Origin of the sequence: Streptomyces sp. NPDC060194, from assembly GCF_042728285.1 — a bacterium.
GTDB lineage: Bacteria > Actinomycetota > Actinomycetes > Streptomycetales > Streptomycetaceae > Streptomyces.
Map to the genome: position 1 here is coordinate 15100 of NZ_JBHWZH010000023.1, position 25352 is coordinate 40451.

General features: G+C 73.5%; 27 protein-coding genes and 1 pseudogene. 9 read left to right on the forward strand and 19 right to left on the reverse strand.

Annotation, left to right across the window (positions count from 1 at the left end):
* Positions 1-268: 268 nt before the first annotated feature.
* From ACFWEG_RS07710 to ACFWEG_RS07720, 3 genes and pseudogenes are all read right to left on the reverse strand, one after another.
* The gene (locus ACFWEG_RS07710; protein WP_387210333.1) at positions 269-832 is read right to left on the reverse strand and encodes a TetR/AcrR family transcriptional regulator; all 564 of its coding nucleotides are present in this window, start codon (positions 830-832) and stop codon (positions 269-271) included.
* Positions 813-1460 (reverse strand): sugar O-acetyltransferase, encoded by a 648-nt coding sequence (locus tag ACFWEG_RS07715; RefSeq protein WP_387210335.1) that lies wholly within the window; start codon positions 1458-1460, stop codon positions 813-815. Before ACFWEG_RS07715 ends, ACFWEG_RS07710 begins: the two co-directional genes overlap by 20 nt.
* Before the next feature lie 78 nt (positions 1461-1538).
* Positions 1539-1922 (reverse strand): annotated as a pseudogene (locus tag ACFWEG_RS07720) (ArsI/CadI family heavy metal resistance metalloenzyme); the annotation flags it as partial.
* 51 nt (positions 1923-1973) lie between these two features.
* Between ACFWEG_RS07720 and ACFWEG_RS07725 the strand changes: the two are divergent.
* Positions 1974-2411, forward strand: a complete 438-nt coding sequence (locus tag ACFWEG_RS07725) for a VOC family protein (protein ID WP_387210337.1) — start codon at positions 1974-1976, stop codon at positions 2409-2411.
* Between the two features lie 223 nt (positions 2412-2634).
* Here ACFWEG_RS07725 and ACFWEG_RS07730 read toward each other — a convergent pair whose 3' ends face one another.
* The gene (locus tag ACFWEG_RS07730; RefSeq protein ID WP_387210411.1) at positions 2635-3207 is read right to left on the reverse strand and encodes a hypothetical protein; all 573 of its coding nucleotides are present in this window, start codon (positions 3205-3207) and stop codon (positions 2635-2637) included.
* 345 nt (positions 3208-3552) lie between these two features.
* Between ACFWEG_RS07730 and ACFWEG_RS07735 the strand changes: the two genes are divergently transcribed.
* Complete coding sequence (locus ACFWEG_RS07735) at positions 3553-3894, forward strand: PadR family transcriptional regulator (RefSeq protein ID WP_387210339.1); 342 nt, start codon at positions 3553-3555, stop codon at positions 3892-3894.
* Positions 3891-4583 (forward strand): permease prefix domain 1-containing protein, encoded by a 693-nt coding sequence (locus ACFWEG_RS07740; RefSeq protein ID WP_387210341.1) that lies wholly within the window; start codon positions 3891-3893, stop codon positions 4581-4583. Before ACFWEG_RS07735 ends, ACFWEG_RS07740 begins: the two co-directional genes overlap by 4 nt.
* Here the strand turns inward: ACFWEG_RS07740 and ACFWEG_RS07745 are convergent.
* From ACFWEG_RS07745 to ACFWEG_RS07760, 4 genes are all read right to left on the reverse strand, one after another.
* Entirely contained in the window at positions 4580-4759 is a 180-nt protein-coding gene (locus tag ACFWEG_RS07745) for a DUF6480 family protein (RefSeq protein ID WP_387210343.1), read from the reverse strand. The two genes, ACFWEG_RS07740 and ACFWEG_RS07745, sit on opposite strands and share 4 nt — an antisense overlap.
* Positions 4760-4819: 60 nt before the next feature.
* Entirely contained in the window at positions 4820-5281 is a 462-nt protein-coding gene (locus tag ACFWEG_RS07750; protein ID WP_387210345.1) for a hypothetical protein, read from the reverse strand.
* Between the two features lie 76 nt (positions 5282-5357).
* The gene (locus ACFWEG_RS07755) at positions 5358-8213 is read right to left on the reverse strand and encodes an RICIN domain-containing protein (RefSeq protein WP_387210347.1); all 2856 of its coding nucleotides are present in this window, start codon (positions 8211-8213) and stop codon (positions 5358-5360) included.
* Positions 8214-8398: 185 nt separating this feature from the next.
* Positions 8399-9175, reverse strand: coding sequence for an SDR family NAD(P)-dependent oxidoreductase (locus ACFWEG_RS07760; RefSeq protein ID WP_387210349.1), 777 nt, complete (start codon positions 9173-9175; stop codon positions 8399-8401).
* Positions 9176-9323: 148 nt separating this feature from the next.
* Between ACFWEG_RS07760 and ACFWEG_RS07765 the strand changes: the two genes are divergently transcribed.
* Positions 9324-10166 (forward strand): helix-turn-helix domain-containing protein, encoded by an 843-nt coding sequence (locus ACFWEG_RS07765; protein WP_387210351.1) that lies wholly within the window; start codon positions 9324-9326, stop codon positions 10164-10166.
* Positions 10167-10168: 2 nt separating this feature from the next.
* Here ACFWEG_RS07765 and ACFWEG_RS07770 read toward each other — a convergent pair whose 3' ends face one another.
* Positions 10169-10405 carry a hypothetical protein gene (locus tag ACFWEG_RS07770; protein WP_387210353.1) on the reverse strand — a complete coding sequence of 79 codons (237 nt, stop codon included), beginning with the start codon at positions 10403-10405 and terminating at the stop codon, positions 10169-10171.
* Between the two features lie 142 nt (positions 10406-10547).
* Between ACFWEG_RS07770 and ACFWEG_RS07775 the strand changes: the two genes are divergently transcribed.
* From ACFWEG_RS07775 to ACFWEG_RS07790, 4 genes are all read left to right on the forward strand, one after another.
* Positions 10548-10895 carry a hypothetical protein gene (locus ACFWEG_RS07775; RefSeq protein ID WP_387210355.1) on the forward strand — a complete coding sequence of 116 codons (348 nt, stop codon included), beginning with the start codon at positions 10548-10550 and terminating at the stop codon, positions 10893-10895.
* A 31-nt stretch (positions 10896-10926) separates the two neighbouring features.
* Positions 10927-11268 carry a DUF6247 family protein gene (locus ACFWEG_RS07780; protein WP_387210357.1) on the forward strand — a complete coding sequence of 114 codons (342 nt, stop codon included), beginning with the start codon at positions 10927-10929 and terminating at the stop codon, positions 11266-11268.
* The gene (locus tag ACFWEG_RS07785) at positions 11265-11585 is read left to right on the forward strand and encodes a hypothetical protein (RefSeq protein WP_387210359.1); all 321 of its coding nucleotides are present in this window, start codon (positions 11265-11267) and stop codon (positions 11583-11585) included. Before ACFWEG_RS07780 ends, ACFWEG_RS07785 begins: the two co-directional genes overlap by 4 nt.
* 371 nt (positions 11586-11956) lie before the next feature.
* Entirely contained in the window at positions 11957-12181 is a 225-nt protein-coding gene (locus tag ACFWEG_RS07790) for a hypothetical protein (protein ID WP_387210361.1), read from the forward strand.
* A 17-nt stretch (positions 12182-12198) separates the two neighbouring features.
* On the opposite strand, the gene ACFWEG_RS07795 is transcribed toward ACFWEG_RS07790, so the two are convergent.
* The 7 genes from ACFWEG_RS07795 to ACFWEG_RS07825 form a co-directional block, all read right to left on the reverse strand.
* Positions 12199-12564 carry a hypothetical protein gene (locus tag ACFWEG_RS07795; RefSeq protein ID WP_387210363.1) on the reverse strand — a complete coding sequence of 122 codons (366 nt, stop codon included), beginning with the start codon at positions 12562-12564 and terminating at the stop codon, positions 12199-12201.
* A gap of 264 nt (positions 12565-12828) precedes the next feature.
* Positions 12829-13860, reverse strand: a complete 1032-nt coding sequence (locus tag ACFWEG_RS07800) for an ABC transporter permease (protein ID WP_387210365.1) — start codon at positions 13858-13860, stop codon at positions 12829-12831.
* Positions 13857-14762, reverse strand: coding sequence for an ABC transporter permease (locus ACFWEG_RS07805; protein WP_387210413.1), 906 nt, complete (start codon positions 14760-14762; stop codon positions 13857-13859). The genes ACFWEG_RS07800 and ACFWEG_RS07805 overlap by 4 nt, the downstream gene beginning before the upstream one ends.
* Positions 14763-14839: 77 nt before the next feature.
* Positions 14840-16669, reverse strand: coding sequence for an ATP-binding cassette domain-containing protein (locus ACFWEG_RS07810; RefSeq protein ID WP_387210415.1), 1830 nt, complete (start codon positions 16667-16669; stop codon positions 14840-14842).
* 519 nt (positions 16670-17188) lie between these two features.
* Positions 17189-18286, reverse strand: a complete 1098-nt coding sequence (locus tag ACFWEG_RS07815) for an ABC transporter substrate-binding protein (protein ID WP_387210367.1) — start codon at positions 18284-18286, stop codon at positions 17189-17191.
* A gap of 329 nt (positions 18287-18615) precedes the next feature.
* Complete coding sequence (locus ACFWEG_RS07820; protein WP_387210369.1) at positions 18616-19713, reverse strand: LacI family DNA-binding transcriptional regulator; 1098 nt, start codon at positions 19711-19713, stop codon at positions 18616-18618.
* Between the two features lie 992 nt (positions 19714-20705).
* Positions 20706-21242 carry a hypothetical protein gene (locus ACFWEG_RS07825; RefSeq protein ID WP_387210371.1) on the reverse strand — a complete coding sequence of 179 codons (537 nt, stop codon included), beginning with the start codon at positions 21240-21242 and terminating at the stop codon, positions 20706-20708.
* Between the two features lie 176 nt (positions 21243-21418).
* Between ACFWEG_RS07825 and ACFWEG_RS07830 the strand changes: the two genes are divergently transcribed.
* Positions 21419-22810, forward strand: a complete 1392-nt coding sequence (locus ACFWEG_RS07830; RefSeq protein WP_387210373.1) for an FG-GAP repeat protein — start codon at positions 21419-21421, stop codon at positions 22808-22810.
* A 55-nt stretch (positions 22811-22865) separates the two neighbouring features.
* Here ACFWEG_RS07830 and ACFWEG_RS07835 read toward each other — a convergent pair whose 3' ends face one another.
* From ACFWEG_RS07835 to ACFWEG_RS07845, 3 genes are all read right to left on the reverse strand, one after another.
* A complete protein-coding gene (locus ACFWEG_RS07835) occupies positions 22866-23696 on the reverse strand; it encodes an oxidoreductase (RefSeq protein WP_387210375.1) in 831 nt (276 codons plus the stop codon).
* Positions 23693-24268: a TetR/AcrR family transcriptional regulator gene (locus ACFWEG_RS07840; RefSeq protein ID WP_387210377.1), complete on the reverse strand. Its 576-nt coding sequence runs from the start codon at positions 24266-24268 to the stop codon at positions 23693-23695. The genes ACFWEG_RS07835 and ACFWEG_RS07840 overlap by 4 nt, the downstream gene beginning before the upstream one ends.
* 232 nt (positions 24269-24500) lie before the next feature.
* A partial coding sequence (locus tag ACFWEG_RS07845) for a hypothetical protein (protein ID WP_387210379.1) occupies positions 24501-25352 on the reverse strand: 852 nt, incomplete at its 5' end.

Here is a 25352-nt window from a genome sequence, read left to right on the forward strand (position 1 = left end):
TCCGGGCGGCGCGGGGGGGGCGAGATCACCGAGCCCGGCCGGCGCGAAGACCCGACAGCACCCAGCCCGGCCGGCGCGAACGCGCGACAGCACCCAGCCCGGCCGGCGCGAACGCGCGACAGCACCCAGCCCGGCCGGCGCAGGGGCCGAGATCACCCAGCCCGGGCGGCGCGGAGGCCCGAGAACACTAGCCCGGCCGGCGTTTGAGGCCACCGGGCGGAGCCCGGTACCCGGGGCGGAGCCCCGAAATCGCCGGGCCCGCGGCCCATCAGCCGCCGCGCGCCACACCCCCCGCACCGGTGATCCGCGCAACCGCCTCCGCGGTGAGCTCCCGCGCATGCGGCTCGGTCTCGAGCGCGCGGTGGATCGAAAGGCCCTCGATCAGCGCATCGAGCTGCCGCGCGGTCTCGGGCGTGAAGTGCCGCTCCAGGACCCTGCGGCTCCCGGCCATCCACTGCCGGGTCAGCTCGCGGTACGCGGGCCGACGCGCGGCGAGCACGTACAGCTCGTGGGTGAGGACGAGCTGCCGCTGGTCGCCGTCGGACAGCAGGTGGATGAGGTCGACGACCGCGGCCCGCGCCTCGTCCGGCGTGCGCGCCACCCCCAGCCGTTCCTCGAACACCTCGATGACCGTGCCCGCGAAGCCCGTGAACGCCTCGCGCAGCAGCTCGTCCATGCTCGTGAAGTGGTACGTCATCGACCCCAGCGGGACACCCGCCCGCGCCGCGATCTTCCGGTGCGAGACGCCCGCGACCCCGTCGTCGGCGATCAGGTCGAGGGTCGCGGCGATGATCCGCTTCCGTCGGTCGGGGTCAGCGTGACCGGTCGCCATCGTCGTCCTTCGCGTCGTCCGCGCCGCGCTCGGTGGCGACGCTGGGTGCGCCGTCGATGGTACGGATCACCCGCGCCGGGTTCCCGACGGCGACCACGCCCGCGGGGACGTCCTTCGTGACGACCGCGCCCGCGCCGATGACGCTGTCGTCGCCGATCGTCACCCCCGCGAGGACGATCGCGCCGCCGCCGAGCCACACGTTGTCGCCGATCGTGATCGGCTGCGCCGCCTCCAGGCCGTCGCGGCGGGGCTGCGGGTCGACGGGATGGGTGGGCGTCAGCAGCTGCACGTTCGGGCCGATCTGGCAGGCCTCCCCGATCCTGATCTCCGCGACGTCCAGCGCGGTCAGGTTGTAGTTCACGAACGTGCCCGCGCCGATGTGGATGCGGGTGCCGTAGTCCACCCAGATCGGCGGCCGCACGTGGGCGTGCTCCCCGAGCGTCCCCAGCAGCTCTTCCAGGAGCGGGCGCGCGGCCCCCGCGTCCTCGGCGAACGCGGCCTGGTACTCCCCCGCCAACCGCACCGCCCGCTGCTGCGCGCGCTCGATCTCCGGGTCGTCGGAGATGTACAGGTCTCCGGCCAGCATGCGCTCGTGGTTCGTACGGGGGTCTCCGGCGAAGTAGTCCATGCCACCGAGCCTACCCCGAGAGCGTACGCTCGTACACTCCTTGGCCGCGACGGCTCGGACGCAGTAGGCGACCGCCCCTGCGCTCCTGCCGAGCCGGTCGGCGTCGGCCCTGACGACGCACACCTCCCACGGCTCCCGGCCGGGGCCGGCCACCCACACCTTGCCCTGCGGGGCGTAGCAGCAGGAGGCGTCCTCCTCTTCGGATGTCGCCAGCCCGCCTCCCGCAGCCGGCGCGTCGCGGCGCGGACCTCCTCCGTCGAGGCGACCTCGACGCCGAGGTGGTCGAGCCGGGTCCTCGCCGGCCTCGCCCTCGACGAGGACGAGCTCGAGCGTCGGCTCGGTGGCGGCGAAGTCGGCGTACCCCTCGCGGCGCTCGGCCGGCCCGGTCCCGAAGAGCGTGGTGCAGAAGGCGATCGAGGCTTCGAGTTGACCGGCAGTCGCGGCGCCTGAGGCAGCGGGCAGGGGGTGTCAGAGGTGCGCGGTACAGTCCGCTCATCCGACTGGGGAGGGCTCATGGCGACCAAGTGGAGCTTGACGATCGACTGCGCGTACCCGGGGAAGCTGGCCGCGTTCTGGGCGCTGGCGTTGGGCTACGAGGAGAAGCCCGCGCCCGCGGGGTTCGGGAGCTGGGAGGAGTGGTTCTCGCACCATGAGGTTCCCGAGGACGAGTGGGACGACGGGGCGTACCTCTCGGATCCGGACGGCGTGGGCCCCACCCTCTCCCTCCTGAAGGTGCCGGAGCCGAAGGTGGCGAAGAACCGGCTGCACGTCGACGTGCAGGTCGGTGGCGGCCGTGAGATCCCGTGGGAGGTGCGCTGGCCGCGCGTGGTCGAGGCGGTGGAGCGGTTGACCGCTGCGGGCGCGACCGTGGTCCGCGAGGACGAGTTGCAGGGCAGGCCGGACCACGTGGTGATGGCAGACCCGGAGGGCAACGAGTTCTGCGTGGTCTGACGGGGTCGGTCGGACCGACCGCACGCAGCGCGCAGGCCTCGCCGACGGAGCCCGCTCGTGGCGCCGTCCGTCGCACAGAGGGGCCCGGAGGACGTCGACGCGGCGGTAGGCGACGCCAGGACGGCATGGCGAGGCGCCGTGCAGCGGCGCAAGAACACCCCGTCGGCTGCCGCCCGAGGACCCTGCGGCGCACCGGGCCCTCATCGCTGAACCCCACTCGGTTTCAGACGCTCGTCGTGGAGCCGGGGCGGACGATCATCAGGATGGTGACGATCACCCAGAGCAGGTTGAAGATGCCGGTGAGCATCCCGAGCCGCGCCGCCGCACGCCGGGCCGCGGGGGCGGAGGGGGTGGCGGCCGGGACGGGGTCGCCCTCGGGCGTCTCCCCCGCCAGGGCGAGGAGCGCGCGCTGGCGGGGGAGGATGACGAGGGCGAGCAGGAGCGCCGCGGCGAGCGTGAGGACGATCGAGACGATCAGCCACGCGTCGCCGAGGACACCGAGCTGCCTCGCCGTCGCCAGCCCGAACAGCGGCACGGCGATGCCGAGGACCGCGTAGCCAGTGCAGATCCGGTGCAGCAGCCCCGCGATCCCGACGGCGCGCGCGTCGGGCCCCGGGCCCCCGGCCTCGACCACCCGCGGCCCGGGCTCGACACCCTCGGCCCCGGCCGTCCAGCCCGCAGAACCCGCGCCCTCACCCTCGCGCCCCGCCGTCCGCGCGTCTGCGCCCGCGCCGCCCGGCGTCCCCGGCGCGGCGAAAGCCGGGGACTCGGCTCCGGGGGCCGCACCGGCGGGCAAACCGCCGGACGCCGCAGGGCCGCCCGCGTCACCGGGGCCGTGAACCGGCGCCGTACCGGTCGCGCCCGGGCCGCCGCCCTCACCCGCACCGGCCGCTTCGGCCACCCCCGCACCGCCCTCCCCGGCCCCGCGCACGGCGTCGCCGTCGCGGCCCAGCCCCAGCGCCTGCAGCGCCATCCGCGGGAACATCGACGCCGCGACCGTGATGGACCCGACCGCGATGATCGCGACGAGGACGTGCAGGGACAGCATCAACTTGGCCATGGCGGAAACCTTCGCGTCGGCGGATGTATTGGCTACCAATACATACACTGCCGACGCATGAGACCGGTAGGCTGCCTACCCATGAGGACGGACGCGGTGCGAGGGCACCTGGACGGGCTGCTGCTGGCGGTCCTTGAGGACGGTCCGCTGCACGGGTACGCGATCATCGCCGCCGTGCAGACCCGCAGCCGCGGCGCGCTGGAGCTGCGGACCGGCACGATCTACCCCGCGCTGAACCGCCTGGAGCGGCTCGGCCTGCTGAGCAGCAGCTGGCAGGCCGAGGGCGAGCGCAGGCGGCGGGCGTACGCGCTCACCGAGGACGGCCGCCGCACGCTCGCCGGCGAGCGGACCGCGTGGAACGAGTTCACCGCGGCGATCGGCTCGGTCCTGAACCCGGCCGCGCCCCCCGGGCTGCCCACATGAGCTCCCCCGTCGAGACCTACGTCGCCGAGCTGGCCGCCACCCTGCACGGCCCGGCCCGCGCGAAGGCCCGCCTCGTCGCGGAACTCCGCGACGGCCTCACCGACACGCTCGCCGCGCACACCGCCGAGGGCGTGCCGTACGAGGAGGCCGCCCGCGCGGCCGTGCGCGAGTTCGGCACCGTGGGCGAGATCGCGCCGAGCTGCCAGCGCGAGCTGACCGTCGCCCAGGCGCGTCACACCGCCCGGACCGTCATCCTGACCGCCCCGCTGCTCGTGGCCTGCTGGTTCCTGGCCGGGGTCGCGGACCCAGCCCCCCTGTGGCAACTTCCGGTATCGGCAGGCCAGTTGACGCTCCAGCTGGCCGGCGTCGCGACCGTCACCGCCCTGCTCGCCGCGCTCTGCGCCGCCGTCGCCCCGGCGGCCCTCACCGGGCCGCTCGCCCGGCGGCTGCGCGCCCCCGGCAGGTTCCCGCTCGCCGTCGCCTGGGCCGGGACCACCGCCACCGTCGCCATGGCCTCGGCGACCCTCGCCCTCGTCACCGCCGCCGTCCTCGCGGCCGACTGGCCGCTGCTCGGCTGCGCGGGCGCCCTCGCCGCGGCCGCGCACGCCTCGACGGCGGCCTCGGCGCGCGCCTGCCGCCGGTGCGCCCGTCTCCCGACGGACCTCGCACCGGCGGGGCGGACGGCCTAGAAGCCCAGCAGGCGGCCGACGAAGAAGCCCACGATCAGGACGCACCCGAACACGATCAGCCCCACCCACATACCGGGGTGCGACCACAGCGCCTTGTCCGGCTCCTCCTCGTGCGCTTCGGCGATGGACCCCTCGACGGGGGGCGTCTCCTCGGGCGGTACCAGCGGTTCGGTCATGTCACCAGCCTCCCCCCGCCCGCGCCGGGCCGCACACCGGAGGGGCCGTCCGCGCCGCCGTCACTCCCCCGCGCCGGCCGGCCGCGCCGTGTGGTCCGGGTGGTGGCGGGTGCGCCGGTCCTCCTTCATCTCCGCCTCGAACAGGTGGTCCCTGCCCTCGGCGAGGGCCTCGCGGATCTCGGCCTCGGTGCGCTGGAAGGGGCGGTAGTAGGTCTCGTTGTACTCCTCGACCAGCTGGAACGTCCATCGGCCCGGGACCACGTTGCGGCCGAGGATCTCGCGCTCGACGCGGTCCGCGTGCTCGTCGTGCCCGGCCTCCCGGAGCTGTTGCACGGCGTCGTCCAGCTGCAGGTCCGCACCCCCGGTGAGCTGGTGGAACTCGTACAGCGCGCCCCGTGCGCGCTCGGTCGTCTCCAGCGCCTTGGAGAGTGCGCCGAGCGCCTTCACGGTGGCGTCGGTGACGCCGGAGGGGCGCCGGTGGCGGTCGGCGGGGCGGTCGGTGCGGTCGGTGTGCTCGGTCATGACCGGCTGTGTTCCCCCCGACCGAAGTTCCTCACACCGGCGCGTCGTATTCACCCGTTCGAGGGTCGTCACGGCCTCACAGCAACCGCCACAGATGGTCCGCCGTCCCGTTGTCCGCGAACTGGACGACCCGCGCGCTGTCCGCCTGCGACATCCCGTCCACCCCGAGCACCTTGCCCGAGTGCCGGTTGCGGATGCGGAAGAAGCCACCGCCGTCGTGGACGAGCCGCCACTGGTGGTCCGCGGTGCCGTTGTCGGCGAACTGCACGACCCGCGCGCTGTCGGCCTGCGACATGCCGTCCACCCCGAGCACCTTGCCCGAGTGCCTGTTGCGGATGCGGTACCAGCCGTCCGCGTCGGGCAGGAACGTCCAGCGGTGGTCCGCCGTGCCCGTGTCGCCGAACTGGACGACCTGCGCGCTGTCGGCCTGCGACATGCCGTCGACGGCGAGCACCTTGCCCGAGTGCTTGTTGCTGATCCGCACCTCGCCGTCGGGGAGCCAGCGCCAGCGGTGGCCCAGGGAGCCGTTGTCGGTGAACTGCACGACGGGCACACTGTCCGCGCCGGACCCGCCGAGGACGGCGAGCACCTTGCCAGAGTTCCTGTTGCGGAGCCGGAAGTACCCCTCGCCGTCGTCGACGGGCTGCCACAGGTGGTCGGCCGTGCCGACGTCGGCGAACTGCACGACGCGGGCGTTGTCGGCCTGCGACATCACGTCGACGGCCAGCACCTTCCCGGAGTTGACGTTCCGCACCCGGTACCAACCGTCGCCGTTGTCGAGCAGCTGCCAGCGGTGGTCAGCGGTGCCGGTGTCCCCGAACTGCACCACCTGCGCGCTGTCCGCCTGCGACATCCCGTCCACCCCGAGCACCTTGCCGCTGGTCCGGTTGGCGATGCGGAACGCGGCGCCGGGCGCGGACCACGGGCGGCCGGTGGGTGAGGCGATCGGGAAGGCGGAGATCCGCAGCCGGGCGGCGCCCAGCGGGACGAGGGTGACCGTCTCGACGGCGGCGGTCGAGCGGGCCGGGCTCTGCTGGAGCGGCTGCACGACGTTCTGGCCGTCCGCCGTCCACTCCGCGATCCGCCGCGCGGGCGCGGTGATCCGGAACGGGACGGTGCCGTGCGTGAACGGGTTCGCGGGCAGCGCGCCCCCGGTCGCGGTGAAGACGAGGCCGGCCGTCGGGTTCGCGGGGTCGAGGGCCAGACCGTAGTTCCACGGGGTGGTGGCGTGCACGTCGTACTCGGGGAAGACGTCGCTGCCGCCGGTGCGGTCGTAGCGCTCGCCGATCCGCAACGCGTAGCTGAGCGGGCCGCGTTCGACGGTGACGGGGTTGCCGTTGTCCGCCCAGGTGCGGACGGTGATCCGCTGCGGGAGGCGCAGGGTGACGGTGTCGCCGTTGTTCCAGGTACGGTCGACGGTGTGGAACGCCGGGCCGGCCGGGGCGGTTACGGAGGCGCCGGCGACGGTGAGTTGGGGCGCGGCGCACCAGCCGGGAATGCGCAGGACCAGCGGGAACGCGGTCGGGCGGGGCAGCGACACCGTGAAGGTGACGGTCTCGCCGAACGGGTAGTCGGTGTCCTCGCGGACGGTCGCCTGCACCCCGTCCGCGACCTCCGCCGTCACCGAGGACGGCGCGTACATCGCCGCGCACAGGCCGTTGCCCGGGGTCGCCGCCCACAGCTCCTGGGCGAACCAGGGCCAGCCCATGCCGTAGTTGTGCGGGCAGCAGCGGTACTGGTCGACGCCCGGCCGGTAGGACTGCATCGCGAAGCCGTTCTGGAACTGCCCGAGGGACTTAGGGGTGTTGTCCAGGTCGACGCTGTTCGCGCTGGTGATGTAGTGCACCGCCTTGCCCTGCGGATCGAGCGACGGGGGGAGGGAGTTGAACGCCAGCTCCTCGCAGCGGTCGGCCCACACCGGGTCGCCGGTGAGGCGGGTCAGCAGCTCGTGGCTGGCCATGAACTCCACGACGCCGCAGGTCTCGAAGCCCTGCCGGGGGTCGGTGAACGCGTCGCGGATGTTCTCGTCGCCGGCGAACCCGCCGCCCGGGAACTGGCCGTAGCGGCGCATGACGTCGTCGTACGTCCGGTACGTGGCCTGGGTGTCGGCCGCGGCGCCGGAGCGGAGCGCGAACTGGGCGGGTTCGCGGAAGCCCTGCGCGATGTTGACGTTGTGCTTGTTCGGCAGCGGGCCGCCCCAGTTCGCCCCGTAGCGGTGGATCTTGTCGTACAGATCGAGCAGGAATGCGTCGCCGGTCCGGTTGTAGAGCCAGACGACGGAGTCGAGGCCGTCGCCCCAACGCAGGGACACCCAGGACTGGTTGAACGCGGACGGGCCTTGCGCGTTCATGTACCGCAGGAACCTGGTCAGGAACGGCACGATCCGGGTGTCGTTCGTGTGCTCCTGCCAGGAGCGCAGTGCCTGGAGCAGCGGCAGGAACGGCCAGAAGTCGGGGCCGCCGCCGAGCGAGGTGCGCAGTGCGCCGGGGCCGAACGAGCCGTCCGCGCGCTGGGTGGCGAGGATGGCGTCCATCCAGCGCCTGGACGTGGCGAGCGCGTCGGCGTCCCGCGTCGCGATCGCCAGGTCGACGTACCCGCGCAGCCAGTACGGCACCTCCTCCCACCCGCCGCGCTCGGGGTGCACCCAGCCGGTGGTGTCGAAGTCCAGGAAGTGCGACAACTCGTCGAACCGGCCGCACAGGCCCTCGAGTTGCAGCTTGAGCTGCCCCGCGAGCCACCCCCGCGGGGTGACCGCGGCGGGCGGCAGCCGCAGCAGTGCGGTCGGCTTGAACGGCGCTCGGTTCGGGTGGTAGCGCCCACCGGGCACGGGCGGCAACCGGACGGCCGCGGCGGCGGGCAAGGTGCTCGCACCGACGGCGGCCGCGGCCACCAGGGTCGCGGCGCTGAGGAACTGACGTCTCGTCAGGGACATGGGGCGGCTCCGTGGAATGGGGGGGATGGTGCCACGGCGAACGCGCTTCCAACGTTAGAAAGCACGTCCTTCGCATCACAGCACGCTCCACCTGTCGTGTCCATGCCCTGCACGCACATCCGCCGACCGGGCCCGCGCGCCGTGCCCGGTGCGGGTGCGGGTGTGCCGGTCGGTGGAGTGCGGTGTCAGTCGCGGTAGCGGGTCGCCAGTTCCGGGCTCTGGCCGCGGAAGGCCGCGAGGTCGGCGGCGAAGACGTTCTCGAGGAGCCGGTGGTCCTCGACTCCGGGGGCGCTGACGGTCTCGCCGAGCTCGATGCCGCGCAGGGCGCCGGTGACGACGTCCTCGGGGCTCATGCGCGGGACCGCGCTGAGGTCCATGCCCTGGACCGAGTGGAACTCGGTGGCGACCACGCCGGGGCACACCACGTGCACGCGGACGCCGGAGGCCTCGACCTCCGCGGCCAGGGTCTGGCTCATGGCGACCAGATGGGCGAGCGCGCCCGCGTAGACGGCGCGGCGGGGCTGGACGGAGGCGTCGGCGGGGCCGGAGAAGGCGATCATCCCGGCCACGTTGACGATGGTGCCGCTCCCCCGCCGCTGCATCCCCCCGACCGCGGCCCGCATGAGCTGGGTGGGGGCGAGGACCTTGACGTTGACCAGCTCGCGGGCCTTGTCGGCGGGCAGGTCGGCGAGCGGCATGTAGTGGGCGACGCCGGCGTTGTTGACGAGGACGTCGAGGGGTTCGTCGGCGCAGAGGGCGGCGACGGTGTCGATGCCGTCCTCGGTCGACAGGTCGGCGGCGACGGTGCGCACGGTGACCTCCGGGTGGTCGGCGGCGAACGCGTCGAGGCGGTCGCGGCGGCGGCCGACGACGATCAGGTCGTGGCCGTCGGCGGCGAGGCGCTCGGCGAAGGCCGCGCCGATTCCGGAGGTGGCGCCGGTGACGAGGGCGAGCTTGCTCATGGGGTTTCCTCACGTGGGGAGGCGTCCGAGCCGGTACGTCTGACGTTTCCCACCTTCGCCCCGGGCCCGGGGGCCTGCCAGTGCCCCGCGCCTCCAGGGGACTGGCAGGGCCCCCTCACACCCGCCGGGGACGGCCTAGCGTGGAGGCATGAGCGATCAGCGGAACCTGCTGGGGGAATTCCTGCGCGCGCGGCGTGAGCTGGTGACGCCCGAGGAGGCCGGCGTCCCCGTGACGGGGGTGCGCCGGGTGCCGGGGCTGCGGCGCGAGGAGGTCGCGATGCTGGCCGGCATCAGCGCGGACTACTACCTGCGGCTGGAGCGCGGCCGCGACCGCCGTCCCTCCCTGCAGGTGCTGGAGTCCCTCGCCGAGGTGCTCCGGCTGGACGACGACACCCGGTCGTACCTGTTCGGCCTCGTCGCCGACCGCCCCCGCCGGGCCCGGCGCCGGCGGCGGGAGGCGGTGCCGCCGAGCACCGCCCGCTTCGTCGGGCTGCTCCCCGTCCCCGCCTTCGTCGAGGGGCGGTACCTGGACGTCGTCGCCGCGAACCCGCTCGCCACCGCGCTCTCGCCCCGCCTGGCCACGGGCGGCAACCGGCTGCGCGACCTCTTCCTCGACCCCGCCGAGCAGGACCTGTTCCCCGACTGGGAGCGCGCCGCGGCGGCGCTCCTCGCCGGGTTCCGCGAGTCCGTCGGCACGGACACCGACGATCCCCGCTGCGTCGAGCTCGTCGGGGAGCTCTCCGTCGCCAGCCCGCTGTTCGCGAAGCTGTGGGCCCGCCACGACGTCCGCCCCCGCGGCGGCGCGACGGTCGCCTACCACCACCCGCAGGTCGGCGACCTCACCCTCGACCGGGAGAAGCTCCACGTCAGCGGCACCGACGGCATGATGCTCGTCGCGCTCCATCCGGCACCGGGCATCGAGAACGAGGAGAAGCTGACGCTGCTCCGGTCGCTCGCGGAACGGCGCGAGGGCGTGCGCGGCAGCGGGTAGCGCTACGCGTCGTCCGGGTGCCGCAGCACCGTCTCAAGCCTCCCGGCGATCAGGCGCCGCCCGTCGAACACCGGCTCCTCGTCGACCGTCGCGCCCACGCGCGGGTCACGCGTCGCGGCGGCGGTCCCCCGGTCCCGGGCCTCCTGCCACGGCCTCTCCGTCACCGTCACGACGACCGCCTCGACGGTGACCCTGCGGGAGTGCCGGACCGGAGCGATGCTGATGCTGGCGAACGCCATCCGTACCTCCCCGGGTCGCGTCTCGCGCTCAGCCTGGTGACCCCCCGCCCCCGCGGGCGTCCCGACAGCGCGGCACCGCACCTCCGCCCCTCTATCTCGAAAACGAGTAGTAGGCTGGCGCCACGCCTTGGAGGAGGTTGCCATGCCCGAACGCCAGCACTCGCTGTACGTGGACACTTCCGTCTGGAAACGTGCAGGTGAGAAGAGCAGGCAGGGCGACGGGCGCCCGATCGGCTGGACCGGCGGCCGCCTCGTCGCCGCTTACGGCCAGGGCATGATCACTCCCGATCCCGCGGACAACCCCTCGGCCGCCTCGCGGACCGCGAAGCTCATCCGGGTCGGCGATGAGGACTGGACGGCGGCCGAGCGTCGCGCAGTGCGGGGCGGGACGTCGATCTCCGCCGCGTTCGAGGCCCTCCTGGTGGCCTACTGCGACGGCCGGCTCACGATCGTCACCACCGTCGTACAGCAGCCGGCCACCGCCGCCTGACCACGCCGCCACCACGAAAGGGCTCACGCTCATGAGCACAGTCGCCCGCGCCAGCGGTGTCCCGCCCATGCCGGAGCGCAATCCGAAGGCGCTGCGCGCCGCCATCGCCCAGCACGCGCCGCAGCTCCTGGTCGACTTCGACCGGCACTGGCGTCGCGACATCGCCGACGCCTACGACCTCGCGCCGGTCCCCGCCTTCATGGCCCGCTGGTGGGACGAGTACGCCCTCGCCCGCGACCCGCGGACCGAGGCCACGGTCCACCGTCTGGAGGACGAGGCCGGGCAGGAGCCCGACTACGCCCGCGCCAAGGCCCTCATCGAGGAAGCCGGGCGCATCCGCCGCGCCGCGGCTCAGGTGAACCCCGGCCAGTGACGGGCGAATCCATCGGTCCGCCCTGGCAGGCCGACTGGACCAAGGCGGCCGAGGTCGCCCGCGACGCCCTCCCGGAGCAGGCCCGGTCCTTCGTCGCCGCCGCCCGCGCCGAGCTGGTCACCGCACGCGATCCGTACTTCCGGGGCATCGACGCCGACCGGGACCTGGCGGCCGGCATGAGCGTCGAACCGGTCCAGTACACCCGCCCCGGCGAACACGTCCTCTACTTCGACTACGGGCGCGGATGGCTGAGGTACCACTTCACCCCTCGTACCACGGACCCGCAGATCGTGATCGACGAGTGCTTCTGGCAGTAGTTCCGCCACCTGCCGTCCTCGCCGCTGCGGGCTGACGGAGGCCACGCGGCGCGCTCCGGCGGCACCGGCCCGCTCTGCACGTCGAGGTATTCGCCGTCGGGGCGGCACGCTCCATGCCTCCACGGTGACCTGCACCCTCCAGGTGGGCCCTCGTCAACGACCCCGACCCCGTCTTCCTACCGGGTCGGGGGCCGCGCGAGTGCTCAACGGACCGATCGGCCTCTCCGCCACCACAACCGCCGGTGCCGACACGGGATTCGTCCGCGTAGCGCCGGGCACGCTGAGCAACGTGATCCGGCCCGTCAAGGCACAGCGGTACCGCACCGACACTATGCAGGACACTCTGAACCAGGACGACGGAGGAGATGGCAATGGACTCAGCACCTGACGGGGGCGAGATGCTCGGATCCGTTCCATCTCCGAGTAAGACCTTCGCAGCAGTGGGCTTGTGGAGTGCGCTCGCTTGCTGCCTGCTGTTGGTCGTGATCGGCTTCGTCGGCCTTGCGATGGGGCTGGGGACCCCCATGATCTGGGTCGTGGTGGCGGGTTCGATCCTGGCCGTCGGTACTGGTCTCGCCATCAAGTTCAAGAATTAGTACAGGCTCCGCTGCGGTCATTCGATCTTCCGGCACTTCACGGCGGCCGAGAAGATGATGCTGCCTTTGGCGTCGCCCGCTTGTTCCATGACCTCCCGGGGCATGTCCGCGGGTATCTCGCCCGCAGCGACGCTGAACTGCCAGGGGCAGGCGGAGAAGCTGCACTCCACGTCCACGGGGCCGGGGGCGGGCTTCCCACCGCGCTGCGTCAGCCGATCGGCGATGAGGCACACGTCGGCCGGGGTGGGCGCGAAAGGTGTCCAGCTCGTGCCATGTACCCGGCAGGGGTGGAAGCCTTCGAGTTTCAGCTCCTCGGCGGGGATCACGAAGCTGTCGTGCCGGCCGGTGACGGCTTTCGCGGCGAAGCGCATGTCGTCGAGCACGCGGTCGGCCGACTTCGCCGGGGCGGGACGTTTCGCTGCGGCCCCGGCCGGCTTTCCCGCCTCGGCCGACCTGCCGGCGCGCCGGTGCTTCCGCACCCCGTCAGTAGCGCAGCCGCCGTCACGGATGCTGCCGCAAGTCTCCAACGCGCAGTTCGCTCCGCCTCCAGGCCACGGCACAGCGCCTGACCAGGCGCGCATTCTGTCATCACCGCGACCGGCGGCCACCGGGCGGGTGGCGGTGCCCCCCGCCCGGTGGGGGCGGAGCTACATCACCCTTCTCCTGCGGCCCAGCCAGGTCTGGGCGACGACCACGACCGCGAGGAACGCGCCGCTGACGACCTGCTGGTAGGAGGAGTCGAGGTTGCCGATCTGGTTGATGACGTTCTGGATGACCTTCAGGAGGAGGACGCCGACGAGGGTGCCGCTGACGAAGCCGAAGCCGCCGGTGAGGAGGGTGCCGCCGATGACGACCGCGGAGATGGCGTCCAACTCGAGCCCCACACCGAGGATGTTGACGCCGGAGGCGAGATAGGCCGCGTTGAGCGCGCCCGCGAGGCCGGCGAGGAGGCCGGAGAGGGTGTAGACGACGATCTTGGTGCGGACGACGGGCGCGCCCATCAGCGCCGCGGCGTCCTCGTTGCCGCCGACGGCGTAGACGTGCTGCCCGAAGCGGCTGCGGCGCAGGGCGACCGCGCCCGCGACGAACAGCGCGAGCGTGATCCAGACCGGGTGGGCGATGCCGAGGGTGGCGCCCTGGCCGATCTCGGCGAGGACGCTGCCCTTGGCGACGAGGTACGTCTCCGCGCCCTCGTCGGTCAGCGTGAGCAGCAGGCCGCGCGCGCCGAGCAGGGTGGCGAGGGTGACGATGAACGGCGCGAGCCGGGAGCGGGCGATGAGCACGCCGTTGAGCAGGCCGATCGCCCCGCACACCGCGAGCGGCAGCAGCAGCGCCACCAGGGTGCCGTGCCGGGAGCCCCACGCGGCGAGCACCCCGCCGAGCGCGAAGACCGAGCCGACGGACAGGTCGATGCCGCCGGTGAGGATGACGAAGGTCATCCCGAGGGCCACCACCGCGAGGAAGGAGGAGGTGACGGCCATGTTGGAGAAGTTGTCGCCGGTGGCGAAGGAGTCGAAGCTCAGCGATGCCACCAGGGTGACGATCACCAGGACGGCGAGCGCCCCGTGCTGCTGGGCGAGCGCGCTGAGCCGCTCGCTGCGGCTCGCGCCCATGTCGGTGTCCTGGTCGTGCGGGTCGGGCGCGGTCACGGGCCCGGCGTCGGTCCTGGTCGCGCTCATCGCTTCCTCCGTCCGCGCGCCGCGTACACCGCCAGCACGATCACCACTGCCTGGGCGATCTGCGTCCAGGAGGGCGGCAGATCGTGCTTGATGAGGGTGGCGGTGAGCAGCTGGATGAGCACCGCCCCCGCCACGGTCCCGGCGATCCGGATCTGGCCGCCGGTGAGCGGGGTGCCGCCGACCACCACGGCGGTGATCGCGGAGAGCTCCATCAGGTTGCCGAGCGAGCTGGGGTCGCTCGCCCCGAGCCGGGCGGTGGCGAGCACCCCGGCGACCGCGGCGAGCAGCGCGCTCGCCACGTAGACCAGGATCAGGACGCGGGTGACGGGGAGCCCGGAGAGCTGGGCGGCCCGGCGGTTGTCCCCGATGGCGAGGAGCTGCCGGCCGAAGGTGGTGCGTTTGACGGTGAAGCCGACGAGCAGGGTGAGCGCGACGGCGATCATGATCAGGTACGGGATGCCGAGCAGGTCGCCGGAGCCGAGCGTGGCCATGTCGGGGTTGCGGACGTCCTTGAGCTGCGGCAGGAACACCTGCGCGAGCCCGCGGCCTGCGACCATCAACGCCAGTGTGGCGACGATGGGTTGGACGCCCACCAGGGCGACCAGCGCCCCGTTGGCGAGCCCCACCGCGGCGGCGAAGAGGGCCACCACGAGCAGCGCGCCGAACAGTCCGTAGCCGAGGTAGAGCGCGATGACGGACGCGGAGAGCGCCATCACCGCGCCGACGGAGAGGTCGATGCCCTCGGTGCCGATGGCGAGCGCCATGCCGAGCGCGACGATGATGACGGGCGCGACCTGGACGGCCTGGGTGCGGAAGTTCTCCGCGGAGAGGAAGTTGTCGGTCACCGCGATGTTCACGACGAGCAGCACGGCGACGCCGACGTACACGCCGTAGCGCTGCAGCCAGGCGAGGACCCGGTCGCGGTCGTACGACGCGGGGCGTCCGCGGCCCGCCGCGGCCTTCTCGGGCAGGGTGTCGGTCACGTCCGCTCACCTCCGGCCGGTGTGGGGTGGCCGTCCGGGGATGCGGGGTGGCCGTCCGGCGGTGCGGGCGGCCCTTCCGCCGGCGCGGAGTGCTGGTCCGCCGGAGCGGGGTTGCCGTCCGTCGGCGCGAGCCGCCGGGCCGCCGGTGCGGGGTCGCCGTCCGCGGGTGCGGAACGCCGATCCGCGGGTTCGAGCCGACCGTCTGCCGGCTCGGGCTGCCGGGCCGCCGGTGAGGAGTGCCGGTCCGCACGCGCGAGGTGGTCATCCGCCGGTGCGGGGTCGCCGTCCGGGGGTGTGGGCCCCTGGTCCGGCGGCTCGGGCCGCCGGGTTTCCGCGGCGATGGTGTGCATGAGTCGGTCCTCCGTGACGTCGTCGCCGGTGAGTTCGCCGACGACGGCCCCGTCCTTGAGGACGACCACGCGGTCGGACCCTTCGATGAGCTCCTCCAGGTCGGAGGAGATGAGCAGGACGCCGAGGCCGTCCTCGGCGAGTTCGTCGATGAGCTTCTGCACCTCGGCCTTCGCGCCGACGTCGATGCCGCGGGTGGGCTCGTCCAGCAGCAGGACCTTGGGGTTCATGGCCAGCCAGCGGGCGAGGAGCACCTTCTGCTGGTTGCCGCCGGACAGCTCGCCGACCTTCTGGTGCGGGTCGGACGCCTTGATCCGCAGCCGCTTGACGAAGGTGTCGACGATCCGGTCGATGCGGGCCTCCGAGACGAGTCCGAAGCGCGAGAGCTGCGGGAGCGCGGCGAGCGCGATGTTCTCGCGCACGGAGAGCCCGGCGACGATGCCCTCGCTCTTGCGGTCCTCGGGCAGCAGACTGACCCCGGCGCGGATCGCGGCAGGCGTCGAACCTGTGCGCAAAGCCTGCCCGTTGACGGTCACGCGGCCCGGCCTCGTCGCCAGCGCGCCCGCGATCGCCTTCGCGGTCTCCGTGCGACCGGAGCCCAACAGGCCGCCCAGGCCCACGACTTCGCCCGGCAGGATGGCCAACGAGACTCCGTGCAGCTTGTACGGGACGTGCAGGTCCTCGGCCTGGAGGACCGGCGGCGCGTCCGCGACGTGGTGGTCACCGCTGAACTTCGTCGTGCCCTCGGCCCGGACCTCGCCCATCTCGCGGCCCAGCATCGTCGACACCAGGGCCAGCCGGTCGAGTTCGGCGAGGTCGCCGTGGTGGACGAGCTTGCCGTCGCGCAGCACGGTGACGGTGTCGCACACGGCGTACAGCTCGTCGAGCCGGTGGCTGACGTACACCACCGCGATGCCGCTGTCGCGCAGCCGGCGGATGACGCCGAACAGCGTCTCCACCTCGCGGGGTTCGAGCGAGGAGGTGGGCTCGTCCATGATGACGACGCGGGCGTCGACGGAGACCGCACGGGCGAGCGCCACCATCTGCTGCGCGCCGACGCCGAGGGTCCGCAGCGGCTGGCGGACGTCGACGCGGACGCCGTAGTCGCGCAGGATCCGGTCGGCCTCGCGGTGCATCCGGCCGAAGTCGAGCAGGCCGAAGCGGTTGCGGGGCTCGCGGCCCATGAACAGGTTGCGGGCCACGCTCATCAGCGGGATGAGGTTGACCTCCTGGTAGATGGTGGAGATCCCCGCGTCCTGGGCCTCCAGCGGCGTGGCGAAGCGGACCGGTTCGCCCTTGTACGTGATCTCGCCGGCGTCGGGGCCGTAGACGCCGGTGAGCACCTTGATCAGGGTCGACTTGCCCGCCCCGTTCTCCCCGATGAGGGCGTGGACCTCGCCGGGCCGCAGGGAGAGGGAGACGCCGTCCAGGGCGAGGACCCCGGGGAATCGCTTGGTGAGGCCGCGCACCGAGAGCACTTCGGCAGGGGAATCCACCGGTTTGCCTCCAGAGGAGAGGGTGGGAGGAGGGACGAGGGGGAGGGCGGGGTCGCAGCCGGCTTCGCGGACCGGGTGAGTCGTACGGCACCGGGCGCGGCCCCGGGGAGCGTCACGGTGGCGGTCGCGGGCCCCGGGGGGGTGGGTGCGTCGCACGGGGTGTGTGCGGCACACCGGATGTGCGTGCCCCGTCCGGTGTGCCGCCCACACCTGGCGTGGGTCTCCGCGGGTGTGTGGCACAGCGGCTGCCCGGCCCCGGTGCACCGGTCGGTCCGCGGGGCGACGCGCGGCCCGGAGGTGTCGGGACCACGCGTCGCCCGTCCGTGCGGAGGGCCCGCGGGGGGGTCCGACGGTGCCGCCGAGGGCCGGTGGCGTAGGACACCGATCGGGCCCCGCGCCTTCCGACCGGACGCAACGTCGTTTTCACATACGGAGGTTGAGGCAGGGGGTAGACGGCGGAGGGGCCGGCCCGGTCACGGCGGCCCGGCCCTCCCGGCCGGACTAGTACGCCTTGCCGAGGTCGGCCTTCGCGTTGTCCTTGGTGTACTCGCCGTCCTCGATGATGATGTCCTGGGCGACCTCCTTGCCCTGGGTGAACTCGTCCAGGGTCTGGAAGGCCAGCGGACCGAAGCGCGGGTTGGACTCGACGACCCCGTCGATCCAGCCGTCGACGACCCCCTGGACCGCGTTGCGCGTGCCGTCGATCGTGATGATCTTGACGTCGCCGGGCTTCTTGCCCGCGCCCTTCAGCGCGTTGACCGCGCCGAGGCCCATCTCGTCGTTCTCGGCGTAGATCCCGGTGATCTTCGGGTTCGACTGGATGAGCTGCTCGGTGACCTGCTGGCCCTTCTCACGGGCGAACTCACCGGTCTGCTCGAAGACGATCTTCAGGTCGGGGGCCTTCTCGGCGACCCGGTCCTTGAAGCCCTTGGTGCGCTCGGTGGTGACGTTGTTGCCCGCCGAGCCGAGGAGGATGGCGACCTCGCCCTTGCCGCCGGTGGCCTCGATCATCTGGTCGGCCGCGCGCTCGCCCTGGCTGATGAAGTCCGAGGCGATGAAGCTGACGTAGTCCTTGCAGGCCTCGGCGTTGATCTTGCGGTCGATGGTGACGATCGGGATCTTCTTCGCCGCGGCGGCCTGGAACACCGGGTCCCAGCCGTCGGAGTTGAGCGGCGCGATGACCAGGACGTCCGCGCCCTTGGTGATGAGGTCCTGCACGTCGCTGATCTGCTTGGAGAACTGCGACTGGGCGTTGGCGGTGAGGAGCTTGACGCCGCGCTTCTTCGCCTCGTCCTTGATGGACTGCGTCTCGGCGATGCGGAAGGGGTTGGCCTCCTTCTCCGACTGGGAGAAGCCGACGGTCGCGCCCTTGAGGTCGAGCTTCTCGCCGCCGAAGGCGTCGATGGTGCAGTTCTTCCCGTCCGGGGCGGGCTCGGCGACCTTCTGGTCGGTGTCCGCCGAGGACGCGTCGGAGGACTGGGCCGGTGCAGAGTCGTCCTCGGACTTGGCGCAGCCGGCGGTCGTGACGGCGACGGCGAGCGCGAGGCCGATCACGGCGGGGCGGACGGTGCGGTGCAGACGGGTGGTGGTGCGCTTCATGACGGACCCCGATCCGGGCTGACGCGATTCGCGATGGTTGACGGAGCTGCGGTGCGACGGCATCGACGAGCAGTGCGGCAGCAGGAGCAACTCCCGCTTGCAAGGCCCGGATTGCCGCTTCCGGACCCAGCCCGCAGGAGGTTTTTACATCGTTGGAAGTACGGTGTAAACCCTTCGGACGCGATGAGACCGCGCCGTGATCCGGCCGGGAAGGGGCGGCACCCGGCGCGGAACGCGCGCCCTCGCGTCGTTGCCCGCCTGGGCGCAACATCCGCACCGAGCTGCCGACTGACGAACCATCAGGCCCGGCGGGCGGACGCGGGAGCGGCTCATTCCCCGGCCCGCGGCGACTCGGCCGGGACCTCCGCGACCGCCGCGGCCTCCGACCGGCCCGTGGACCAGGCGGCCTCGGGCGAACCTGCGCCGCGGCCCCTGGTGCTCTCGCGTTCGATGAGCGCGTGGCTCACGGTGACCCGCCGGGGCACGTGGTCGCCGCCGCCGAGGCCGGCGAGCACCGAGGAGATCGCGAGCCGGGCGATGGCGGTCTTGTCCGGGGAGATCGAGGTGAGCGTGACCGTCCCGAACCGGCCCTCGATGACGTCGTCGAAGCCCACCACGGCCACGTCCTCCGGCACCCTGAGGCCCCGTTCGGACAGCACCCTCATCGCGCCGATCGCGATCAGGTCGTTGTACGCGAAGACCGCGTCGGGGCGGCGGCCGCTGTCGAGCAGGTGGGCCATCGCGCGGGCGCCGTCGGCGTGGCCCCAGCCCTCGGTGAGGGCGACGAGCCCGTCGTCGGCGTCGAGGCCGGCGGCGGTCAGCTCCTCGCGCCAGCCGCGGACGCGCTGCTGAGCGGGCTGGTTCTGGTCGCGGCGGGCGCCGAGGAAGCCGATCTGGGTGCGGCCGAGGTCGATCAGGTGCCGGACGGCGGAGCGGGCGGCGGCCACGTTGTCGATCGCGATGTGGTCGTACGGCAGGTCGTAGTGCCGCTCGCCGAGGAGGACGAGCGGGGCCTGCTCGGTGCGGGCGCGCAGGTCCTCGGTCTCCAGCTCGATCGGGCTGAGGATCAGCCCGTCGATCACCCGGGCCCGGAAGCCCTGGCTGACCAGGATCTCCTGCTCGCGCTTCCCGCCGGTGTGGTCGAGGAGCACGATGTAGTCGTGCTCGGCCGCCGCGTCGATCACGGCGGCGGCCAGTTCGGCGAAGTACGGGTTGCCGAGCTCCGGCAGGGCCAGCGCGATGATCCCCGTGCGGCCCTTGCGGAGGTGACGGGCCGTCAGGTTCGGCTTGTACCCCAGATCGTCGATGGCCTGCTGCACCTTGGCCCGCATGACGGGTGTGACGTGCTGGTAGTTGTTGACGACATTCGAGACGGTCTTGATCGAGACGCCCGCGTGCAGCGCGACGTCCTTGAGACTGACCCGCACGATGTTCCCTCCGGTCGATAGCCTGCGGCCCGGTCACCGGCACGTTCGGCGGACGGTGCCGAGCCCGATGCCCAGGGGCAGAGAACGCTCCGACGAAGGGCTTGCAACGTTATACGGTCCTCCCCCGAGGGGAGGCAAGGGCTGGGGCCGCGGCGGGGGCCGGGGGGCGAAAGCGCTCGTCGGCGGGGCGGTTCGGGGGTGCAGTGTGCGGGGGCGAGGGGGTGTGCACGGGGGCGAAAAGGGGACGGTCCTGCGTTGACCTGTGGTGCGGGCGGGAGTGCGCGCCTGCGGGGTGTCCGGGGGTTCGCGTGTGCGTACGGGTTCGGGTGCGGGGCGGGTGCGGGCGGGCGATCACGTGGTCGCACGCTACGAGGCGCGGTCGTGTGCGCGGTGCGACGTGTGCGGGCGTGCCGCCGCGTGGTCGCGCGTACGGGGTGCGGGCGCGTGCGGGGTGGCGGCGCGGGGGGCGGGGTGCGGGTGCGGGTGCGGGTGTGCGCGTGGTCGGTGCGGGTGGGCCCCAGATCGGGTGCGGGGCGGGTGCGCGGGCCGGGTCAGCACCTCGTACGGGTCCCCGCCAGCGCCCCGTCCCACGCCACGCCTGCCTCCGCCCGCAGCGTGGCAGCGGGAGGCGCGGCACGACGAGGTGCGTGCGAAGGATCGGCGCGGGACCGAGGTGAGCGGTCGATCCGCAGGACCCGGGCCGCGCCGGGACCGCCGGTCACGAGGACGGCGCGCCGCTCGCTCGGGCGGGGAACGCCGACGGCGGCCTCGGCGCGACGAGCCGTGCCGGGTCGGCGCGCACCCGCGTGCCTGCTCACTTGCGGTCGTTCCGGCGGGCCCTGCGGACGATGAGGACGGCGGGGACGATCATCGCGAGGAGGAGGAACAGGATGATCCCCACTTCAAGCGGCTTGAGGTTTCCCACGACCAACTCCATTTGATGAACCACTCTTTGTGCGGACGTCGACCGGCTACCCCGGGCTGCGGCGTCCTCAACCCCGCAGCCGCGGGGCTTCGTCGTCCGGCTCGTCGGGGCTGCCGAAGTGGAACGGCACGGCAAGGGCGGCGGCGAGGGCGCGGCCGAGGCGGGTGGCGGCCTCCGCGGAGGGGTGCGGGAGGGGGCCGGTGTCCCCGCCGAGGTACCGCTGCGCCGTGGACCGGTCCACGGCGGCGAGGCACACCTCCGCGTCCGGATCCGCAGTGAGCGCGAGCAGCAGCACGAACCAGTCGTGCGCGGTGTCCCCGTCCCAGACCGCCTCGATGGCGACGATCCGCCCCGCGCACTCCTCCGCCCGCCGCCGCAACGCCTCCGCGTCGAGCGGGCTCTGCGGCGTGCGGACGATCCGGTTCCGGAGCACCCGGTGGCGATCGTGGGCGATCAACTGCGCGGCGTGCAGGCCGACTTGACCTGTCTCGAACACCGTTCGCACCGCCGCGAACATCGCGTCCCGCAGCACACACGCGTCGATCTCCTCCCGCACCCCCGCCGGCAGTCCGTTCCACCACGCTTCCCTGGCCGCCGCGTCCATGCTCCGCCCCTTTCGCCGGACCCGATTCTGCCCGGCGGGACCGTGCCCCCGACCGTCGGGGCGGCGACGGGCGCGTCCTGCGGTGCGACGGCCGTATCGCATGCAACCTTGCGGGGGGTCCGCGTGTCATGGAGGTGTTGGTTCCCGTTCTCCCCACGCTCACCGGAGGCCCGCGCGTGCGCCGCTTTCTTTCCCTGTCCGTCGCCGTCACCGCGTTCGCGATCGGGCCGGTGCCCACCGCCGGCGCGGGCGGACCCGCCGCGGCCGCCGTGCCGGTCACGGACTTCAACCACGACGGCTACGCCGACCTCGCCGTCGGGGCGCCCGGCGGCGACGTCGGCGGCAAGGACGGTGCCGGCTACCTCACCATCCTCTACGGGTCGTCGGCCGGTGTGCGGACCGCCCGGCCCCAGGTGGTCAGCCGCGCGTCCGCGGGCGTGCCGGGGGCGGTCGCGGACTACGACGGCTTCGGCGCGACCACCGCGGCCCGCGACTTCGACGGCGACGGCTACACCGACCTGGTCGTCGCCTCCACCAACGGCCCGACGGTCGCCCTGTGGGGCTCGGCGACCGGCCTGAAGGGCGGCGTCGCGCTCGACGTCCCCGAGCACAGCGGCCCCCTCGCCGCCGGTGACGTCGACGGCGACGGCCACGACGACCTCGTGCTCGGAACCGGCCTGGTCGGCGTGGAGTTCGGCCCGATCAGCCGCGCGGGCGTCTCCGCCGGCCGCACCGTCGTCCCGTTCGAGGACGCGGAGGGCGAGGAGGACCGGCAGGCGCGCTACGACTTCGTCGTCGGCGACGTCACCGGCGACGGGGCGGACGACATCGTCACCAACCACGGCGCCGAGGACACCCTTTACAGCGGCCGCCTGTGGAAGGGCGGCAAGGACCGCTCGGTCACCCGCGTCCCCGGAGCGATCGCCCCGTCGTCGGGCGGTGTCATCGCCGACTTCGACCGCGACGGCCACGGCGACTTCGCCACCTTCACCGCCGGCACGAACAGCGGCGACGCCGACACCGAGCCCGGCACGGTCTCGATCCGCTACGGCTCGCCCTCCGGGCTCTCCGCGCGCAGGGCGGCGATCACCCAGAGCACCGCGGGGGTCCCGGGGGCCGACGAGCCCGGCGACGGGTTCGGCCGCTCGCTGGCCGCGGGTGACGTCACCGGCGACGGCTACCCCGACCTCGCGGTGGGCGTCCCCGGCGAGGCGATCGGCAAGGTCGCCGGTGCGGGCGGCGCGGTGCTGCTGAGGGGCGGGCCGAAGGGCGTGACAGGTGCCGGGGCGACGGCGTTCTCCCAGTCCACGGCGGGCGTTCCCGGCGCCTCGGAGACCGGCGACCACTTCGGCGGACGGGTCCTGCTCGCCGACGTCAACGCCAACGACCGCGCCGACCTCGTCGTCGCCGCGCCCTACGAGGACGCCCCGCAGGCCGACTCCGGTGCGGTGTGGGTCCTGCGCGGCTCGAAGAACGGGCCGATCACCGGCGGCATCGCCTCCTTCGCCCCGGCCGGTCTCGGCGCGCCGGGCACCGACGCCACGTTCGGCGTCAACCTCGCCCGCTGACACCGGGCGTGGGAGCGGGACCGGCGGGTGGTCCGCCGGTCCCGGCCTCCCGCACTCAGGCCGTGCGGAACTGGGCGCGGAGGTAGAGGTCGAAGGCGCGGGCGCCGAGCAGGCGGCGGGTGTGGACGAGCGCCTTGGCGGCCGGCGTGACGACGTACCGCGGCCTCGGCCGCGCGGTGGTCACGGCCTTCTCGATCACCTTCGCCACGGTCTCCGGCGGCGCGCTGAGCGCCTTGGACCGGTAGGACTTCGCCATCTGCTCGTCGGCGACGGCGTTGAGGCGGGCGTACGGGCCCGACGGCGCGGCGGAGCCGGTGAGCGTGTGGGCGGCGGTGTCGCCGAACGCGGTCCGGATCAGGCCGGGTTCGACCAGGCTGACCTTGATCCCGAACGGCGCGGCCTCGAAGCGCAGGGCGTCGCTGAGGGCCTCGACCGCGTACTTGCTGGCGTGGTAGTAGCCGCCGGCCGGGAAGACGAGCCGGCCGCCCATGGAGCCGACGTTGACGATGCGGCCGCCGCCGTGGGCGCGCATCGCGGGCATCACCAGCTGGGCCATCCGGCTCAGGCCGAAGACGTTCGTCTCGAACTGGCGTCGGACCGCGTCGAGATCGGTCTCCTCGACGGTGCCGTACTGACCGTAGCCGGCGTTGTTGACGAGCGCGCCGACCGTGCCGTGCTCGGCCTCGACCGCCGCCACGGCGGCGCGCATCGACTCCTCGTCGGTGACGTCGAGCGGCAGGACGCGGGCGCCGGAGCGGGTGAGGTCCGCGATGCTCTCCACCCGGCGGGCGGTCGCGTACACGGTGAGGTCGGGCCGGCGGGCCAGCCGCTCGGCGGTGATCCGGCCGATCCCGGTGGACGTGCCGGTGATCAGGACTGCGGTCATGGTGACTCCTGGTCGAGGGGTGCGGAGCCGGCGACGAGCAGCGCCACGCCGTGACGGAGCCGGTGCACCGGGACGAGCGGGTCGGAGAGGTCGGCCTCCAGGCCGCGGGTCAGGGCGAGGAGGAGGTGCGCGAGTTCCGCGGCGTCCGCCGGGTCGGCGGAGGGGCGGGCCGCGCGGAGGGTGGTGGCGAGCAGGTCGGACATCGCCGCCATGTAGCGGGCGTCGAGGTCCGCGATCAGGCGGGCCTGCTCGCCGAACAGTTCCGCGGCGTGCGGGCTGTCGTGCGCGATGCGCAGCACCAGCTCCAGCTTCGCCATCAGGATCGCGGTGAGCCGCTCGCTCAGGCCGCCGGCCCGGCCGGCGGCCTCCCGCGAGGCGGCCAGCGCCTCGTCGAAGAGCCTCTCGGCGACCCTGCGGTAGGCGTCGTCCTTGTTGCGGACGTACTGGTAGACCGCGCCGCGCGACAGGCCCGCCTCCCGCGCGATGTCCTCCATGGTGGTGCGCCGCACACCGTGCCGGGCGAAGCACTGGTACGCCGCGTCGAGGATCTGGACCGTCCGCTCCGATGACATGCTGACAATCTTTGCGCGAAACGTCAGATTGTGCAATCCCGTCATCGCGGTCGAGATCGGGGGGGGTGGGCAGGGTGGGCCGTTGGGCGGTGCCGTCGGTCAGGTGAGGCGGGGAGTGCGGGCACGCGAGTGCGCTGCCGGTGGCGGGGGGCACGCCGGTGTACTGGCGTCGCCTTCCGGCGGGCTCGGGTGGGGGCGGGGGCGCCGCCCGGTGGGCGTTCGGCGTGCTCGCCTACCTTGCGGTCCGCAGCCGTTCCCGCTGGATCCGCCGGGCCGTCGCGCGGCGGACGGCCGGTGGGCCGAGGTGTCCGCCGGCGGTCGGCGGACCGTTCAGCTCCGCGTGGTCGAGGGCGCGGGCGACGGTGTCGTACGTGCTCCGGTGGTCCTCGGGCAGCCACCCGCCGTGCCGCCTCAGGTCCTCCTCGACGAGGCGGCGCAGCTCGTCGGCGGTCCTGGGGGTGAGGCGCCTGCGCCCGCGGTCGAGGGCGTCGGCGAAGGCCGAGCAGTGGGCCGGGGCACCGAGGGTCTGCCGGCAGGCCGCCGAGACGGCGTCGGCGAGGGCCCAGAGGCGGCCGTGGAGCCACGGGACGTCGGACTGATCCAGGGAGGAGACCAACTGGTCGTCCGTGAACCGGCGTTGCGAGCGGGACGGCTGACCGGCGCGCGGCTTCAGCAGGTGCTTGGAGACGGCGGGCTGACTCATGCCGGCGAGCCGGGCGATGCGGTCCTGGGTCCAGCCGAGGTCCGCGAGGGCGTGGATGAGCTCGCCGCGCCGCCTGCGAGCGTCGTCGCCGGCGCGGATGACGTCGTTCAGGTCGGCGAACAGGCGGGTGGCTTGCGCTTCGGTGAGGTCGTCCTGTGCGTCGGCGAAGTCGTCCGGCATCGGGGCCGCCTCAGCACGGTCGGCCGCCCCCGCCTCCCCTGTCGCGCGGTCGCCGCCCTCCCCGGCCGGCACCTCGGTGAGGTCGTCGCGGAGGTCGGAGAAGCCATCCGGCATCGGGGCCGCCTCAGCACGGTCGGCCGCCCCCGCCTCCCCTGTCGCGCGGTCGCCGCCCTCCCCGGCCGGCACCTCGGTGAGGTCGTC